Source organism: Parasphingorhabdus sp. (assembly GCF_039982415.1).
Lineage (GTDB): Bacteria > Pseudomonadota > Alphaproteobacteria > Sphingomonadales > Sphingomonadaceae > Parasphingorhabdus.
This window is the reverse complement of record NZ_JBDWYL010000003.1, coordinates 1-5,096: the sequence shown is the minus strand read 5'-3', so window position 1 is coordinate 5,096 and position 5,096 is coordinate 1. Positions and strand designations below refer to the sequence as shown.

Here is a 5,096-nt window from a genome sequence, read left to right as displayed (position 1 = left end):
AAGCTCCAAATGGACCCGCTTGACCGTGTCGGCCGCACTTTTGGAAATCAGCTTGCCAGCACGGGTCGATCCGGTGAATGAAACCATGTCTACGTCCGGATGGCTGGTCAATTGGGTGCCAACACCCATGCCGTCACCATTAACCAAGTTGAACACGCCTTTGGGGAAACCCGCTTCATCGATCATTTCTGCAAAAATAAGCGCAGACATGGGAGCGATTTCGGACGGTTTAAGAATGATTGTGCAACCCGCTGCAAGCGCCGCAATAACCTTTAATGTCACCTGATTAATTGGCCAATTCCAAGGCGTGATCAAAGCGCAGATGCCGACCGCCTCGTACAATATGCGATCATTTGGAGCATTGTCATTGAGTAGCCGGTCGAATTCAAACTCTTTCAAAGTTTCTATGAAATTCTTGATATGGCCAAAGCCGGAACCTGCTTGCGCGCCCTTTGCCCAATCAATCGGGGCCCCCATTTCTTTTGAGATAGTTTCACCCATCTCGCCTGCGCGGCGGCCATAAATGTCCAGCAGCTTTTCTAGCAGAGCCAGACGTTCTTCTTTACTAGTTTGGCTCCAACCGTCGAAAGCGGTATTGGCGGCGGTCACAGCGGCATTTGTATCGGCATCACCACCAAGGGCGATGACGGCATAAGCCTCTTCTGTTGACGGGTTGGTGACTTCAATGCGGGCGTCACTTTGTGACTGTTGCCATTGACCATCAATGTAAAATTCAAGTGCTTCTTGCATGGTTTTCTCCAATGGGTTCAGAGATGCTTTCTCGGTTGAAAGCATCGTTGATACCTCACTATGATCAGTTATTTGAATGAGCGTCGTAGACTTTGCCGCTGATTTTCCATTCGCCGTCTTTTTTGTAGAGTATGAAGAAATCAGTGAAGCGATTACCGCGCCAGTTAATGAACTCAACTTTTGCAGCAGCAGCCGGGCCGGAAATATCAATCCAAGCTATATGGTGCTTTACGTCAGGGGAGGGGCCTGAGCCGCTAATATTCTTGGCAAAGGTGTTCAAATTAACATTATTAAAAACACCGCCTGCCGAACCGACAATATGGGCATGATCGTAAAAAGCAGTGCGAATTACTTCTCCGTTACCTGTTGTGGCGGATTGAATATATGGCTGCAAAGCAGCTTTAACGGCTTTATATTCGACAAAGCTGTGCGCTTCATCCGCCTTGGATTCTTTGGAAATATCAGCACTTGATACGATGTCTGTTCTTTGGGCCGGGGATTGGGACTGTACAGCTGTCACCGGCAGCATGAGCAGCATGGCAAATGGAAAGAGGGAGAATATTTTGTTCATAATCACGATCCTGTCTATCTATATATGCATAGATAATGGAGTTAAAAATATATTCAAGTCTTCAAAAAACCTCTTAAAGCCTCGCGAACCAGTTTTGGATCACGCCGCACGCGAGCGATCAACAACGAACCTTCTAAGGCACTAAGAAAACTGAGCGCCTGGCGCTTGGCATCTGTATGTCCAGCTTCTTTAAATTGACGGGCAAGCCATGCCTGAAAATCCTTGAAGTACAAGTCCACCAAGATTGATACATGTGGACTTACTGATTGCAGCTCCGCTACCATCATCCCGCAAAGGCAGAACTTTTCATCGACTGCATATTGCTGGAAAAATGCGATTACAGCTTCCAATCGCTTCTTTGGAGATGTAATACTGACTTCTATATTATCAAAACCCTCGGAATGGGCTTTCCGAACGCGCTCCACCAAAGCTGCGGCGAGGTCATCCTTGCACTTGAAATAATAATGGATGCTGGACGTCTTAATCCCAACCGCATCAGCAAGGTCAATATAGCTAAACCCGTTAAACCCTCTCGTTTGGGTATAACATTCAGCTAAGTCTAATATTTTGGTTTTGGTGTCAGTCATAATCTTTACAATCTAATCTATTTGTATATAGATAGGCTGATTCGATAATTTGACAACCCCTTTTTTATGATAAGAATTTCGACCGTTCAGCTTATGCCGACCAACCGACTAGGAGACTATGAATGTTCTTGCATGACATAGGGGTTATCCCTGGTGGAGAAAAAAAGCAGGTAACCGATTCAGATACTCCAAATATCACGAACTTATCGCGGCGGGGATTTGTGGCTGGATCAAGCTTGTTTGTTGTTGGTGTCGCACTTGCCGGTTGTTCTCGCTATGTAGAGCCTAAAATAGATCCCGATAGCCTAGATATACCAAAAGCTGGACCTAGCCCATTAACTGAGGTGAAAGGTGGTAACGCAACTCCCGCGTTATGGATATCAATTAAAGAAGATGGCGCTATCAAGATTACCTGTCATCGCTCTGAAATGGGTCAACAGGTTTGGACATCCATGGCCCAAATTGTCGCCGACGAGTTAGATGCTGATTGGGAAAATGTAGAAATTGTGCAGGCCGTTGGCCATGAACGCTATGGTGATCAAAATACCGACGGTTCGCGCTCAGTCCGTTATAATTTCCATCGCTTGCGTGTGGCCGGTGCTGCAATGAAGCAGATGTTGGTGGAAGCCGCTGCAATCTATTGGAAGATGGACCCATCCGAATGCGAAGCAACGCTCGGTAAGGTAAGCAATAATCAGAATAGCGATACGCTATCCTACGGCAATTTGGCGAAGGTCGCTGCAAAACTCCAAGTTCCCGAAGAAGCCAAGGTTTCGCTGAAAGATCCAAAAGATTGGCGGTATATCAACAAGGATATAGCCTCACTTACCGTTCCCAAAATTACGCGCGGCGAAAGTACCTATGGGATTGATGTCGATATTCCGAATATGGTCTATGCCGTTGTTTCTAGGCCGCCGCAGGTTTTTGGAAAAACAGGAGCGGTGCGCGATGCAAAAGCCTTGGCAGTTCCAGGGGTGATACGCACGGTCAAATTGCCGGATGCAACGCCGCCTGCTCTTTTTAAGGCATTGGGCGGAGTTGCAGTTGTTGCGTCGGACACCTGGGCCGCCATTCAGGGCCGCAATGCACTGGAGATTGATTGGATAGATGGTCCCAATGCCAGTTATGATTCGGAAGCCTTCGGCGAAGAGATGATCCAGACGGCCAAACAGTCCGGAACCATTAGAAGAAAGCGCGGAGACGTTTCCACTGGACTATCGAACGCGAGTAAGCGCGTGGAGGCGGAATATTATACACCTCATTTAACGCAATCGCCCATGGAACCACCTGTCGCCACCGCGCGGTGGGATGGTGATAAGCTGGAGTGCTGGGCCTGTGTGCAGGACCCTCAAGCCACCCGGCAGACGCTGTCGGATTTATTGGCGATTGATAAAGAGAATATCACAGTCAATGCAACTTGGCTGGGCGGGGCATTCGGACGCAAGTCAAAACCAGACTTTGTGGTCGAAGCCGCGATCATTGCCAAAGAAGTGGGACGTCCCGTCAAGGTAACCTGGACTCGCGAAGATGAGGTCCGCCATGGCTATTATCATTCGGTGAGTGCGCAGCGGCTTGAAGCCGGATTGGATGCAGATGGGAAAGCTAATTCTTATCTTCACCGCACAGTCTTCCCGCCTATAGCATCTACATTTTCACCCGGAATGGATATTCCTACCGATGGTGAAATGGGAATGGGCGCGACTGATGTCCCGTTTAACATGCCGAACCTACAAGTGGAATCGGGAAATGCCAAAGGTCATTTGCGGATCGGATGGCTGCGCTCGGTCGCCAATATCTATCACGCATTTGCGGTGCAAAGCTTTGCGGCGGAACTGGCTCATGCAGCAGGCCGGGATCAGAAAGATTATTTGCTGGAACTTATCGGTGGCGCCCGCACATTGGACCTTGGCAGTGAAGGGGCAACCTATCCCAATTATGACGCATCGATCGAAGAATATCCGATAGAAACTGCACGGCTATCCAACGTTGTTAATATCGCCGCGGACATCGCAAAATGGGGACGCTCGATGCCCGAAGGCCATGGATTGGGAATTGCCGTCCACCGGTCTTTCCTGTCTTATATCGCGACAGTAGTGGAAGTTGCGGTCAGTCCTGAAGGAGCGCTAACTATTCCTGGTGTGTGGCTTGCTGTTGATGCGGGGACTGTGATCAATCCGCGCCACACGCAGGCGCAGATGGAGGGCGGCACGATTTACGGTCTGTCCAATGCGCTATTTGGTGAAATTACCGCAAAAAATGGCGCCGTTGTGCAGGATAACTTTCCGTCATGGCGGGTATTGCGCATGGGCGAAGCGCCTCGCGCTTTTAACGTTCAGATCGTAAAGGCAAACAGCGCACCTGCCGGTGTTGGCGAACCAGCCACGCCGCCTGCCGCACCAGCACTGACTAACGCAATATTCAATGCAACCGGTCACCGTATCCGCAAACTGCCGATCATCGGGGCCTCAGGAAGCAAATTGTCGCTTCCCACTAAGCAGACTTCTTAATCAGGAATAGCTCATGGCCATAACGCTCAATATCAATGGAAAAAACGAAACCGTCGATGCTCCTGCCGGTACTCCGCTACTATGGGTATTGCGTGATCATCTGAAAATGACAGGAACCAAGTTCGGTTGCGGGATTGCGCAATGTGGCGCCTGTACCGTCCATGTCGAAGATGTGCCCACTCGCGCCTGTATCATACCGCATGATTCTCTGGAGGGCTCAAAAATTACCACTATCGAAGGCGTAAAAGGCAGCGCAGCCGATGCGATCCGTTCGACTTGGATCAAAAATGACGTTCCGCAATGTGGTTATTGCCAGTCCGGTCAAATCATGGCGGCAACTGCGTTGTTAGAAGAAAATTCTAACCCAAGTGATGAAGATATCGATGCTGCAATGAGTGGCAATATCTGCCGCTGTGCGACCTATATGAGCATCCGACGAGCAATCAAGGAAGCAGCCCAAGGTTTATAGTTTTTGCTCCATACTAACTCATAAATTTTCCGTGAATCAAAGCCGAATCGCCTAGTGTCCGCTTTCGGGAATGTCCGTCGTCAGATAATTTGAGACACATGGCTAGTTAAGATAGCTGAGTGTTTGGCACCATCTGGTTGATTGATATTAGGCGGCTAACTTGCTGTGAAGCAAGCGCCGTTGTTTAAGTGTCTGTTGTTTGACCCTTTCTC

At 49.0% G+C, this 5,096-nt stretch carries 5 protein-coding genes; 2 read left to right on the top strand and 3 right to left on the bottom strand.

From position 1 onward, the window contains the following. The 3 genes from ABJU74_RS04035 to ABJU74_RS04025 all read right to left on the bottom strand — a co-directional run. Positions 1–750 (bottom strand): aldehyde dehydrogenase family protein (locus tag ABJU74_RS04035; RefSeq protein ID WP_348422663.1); only part of this gene is annotated, 750 nt, incomplete at its 3' end. 64 nt (positions 751–814) lie between these two features. Then, positions 815–1,321 (bottom strand): nuclear transport factor 2 family protein, encoded by a 507-nt coding sequence (locus ABJU74_RS04030; RefSeq protein WP_348384585.1) that lies wholly within the window; start codon positions 1,319–1,321, stop codon positions 815–817. A gap of 53 nt (positions 1,322–1,374) precedes the next feature. Beyond that, the gene (locus tag ABJU74_RS04025) at positions 1,375–1,908 is read right to left on the bottom strand and encodes a TetR/AcrR family transcriptional regulator (protein ID WP_348384584.1); all 534 of its coding nucleotides are present in this window, start codon (positions 1,906–1,908) and stop codon (positions 1,375–1,377) included. A gap of 122 nt (positions 1,909–2,030) precedes the next feature. Here ABJU74_RS04025 and ABJU74_RS04020 point away from each other — a divergent pair, with 122 nt between their 5' ends. Together ABJU74_RS04020 and ABJU74_RS04015 are read left to right on the top strand one after the other, a co-directional pair. Further along, positions 2,031–4,415: a molybdopterin cofactor-binding domain-containing protein gene (locus tag ABJU74_RS04020; RefSeq protein WP_348384583.1), complete on the top strand. Its 2,385-nt coding sequence runs from the start codon at positions 2,031–2,033 to the stop codon at positions 4,413–4,415. 13 nt (positions 4,416–4,428) lie between these two features. Beyond that, positions 4,429–4,884: a (2Fe-2S)-binding protein gene (locus tag ABJU74_RS04015; RefSeq protein ID WP_348384582.1), complete on the top strand. Its 456-nt coding sequence runs from the start codon at positions 4,429–4,431 to the stop codon at positions 4,882–4,884. Positions 4,885–5,096 lie beyond the last annotated feature (212 nt).

Bases quoted from the DNA above. Each gene is read 5' to 3' on its own strand.
- ABJU74_RS04025 (WP_348384584.1), bottom strand. From the start codon at position 1,908: ATGACTGACACCAAAACCAAAATATTAGACTTAGCTGAATGTTATACC.
- ABJU74_RS04015 (WP_348384582.1), top strand. From the start codon at position 4,429: ATGGCCATAACGCTCAATATCAATGGAAAAAACGAAACCGTCGATGCT.
- ABJU74_RS04030 (WP_348384585.1), bottom strand. From the start codon at position 1,321: ATGAACAAAATATTCTCCCTCTTTCCATTTGCCATGCTGCTCATGCTG.
- ABJU74_RS04020 (WP_348384583.1), top strand. From the start codon at position 2,031: ATGTTCTTGCATGACATAGGGGTTATCCCTGGTGGAGAAAAAAAGCAG.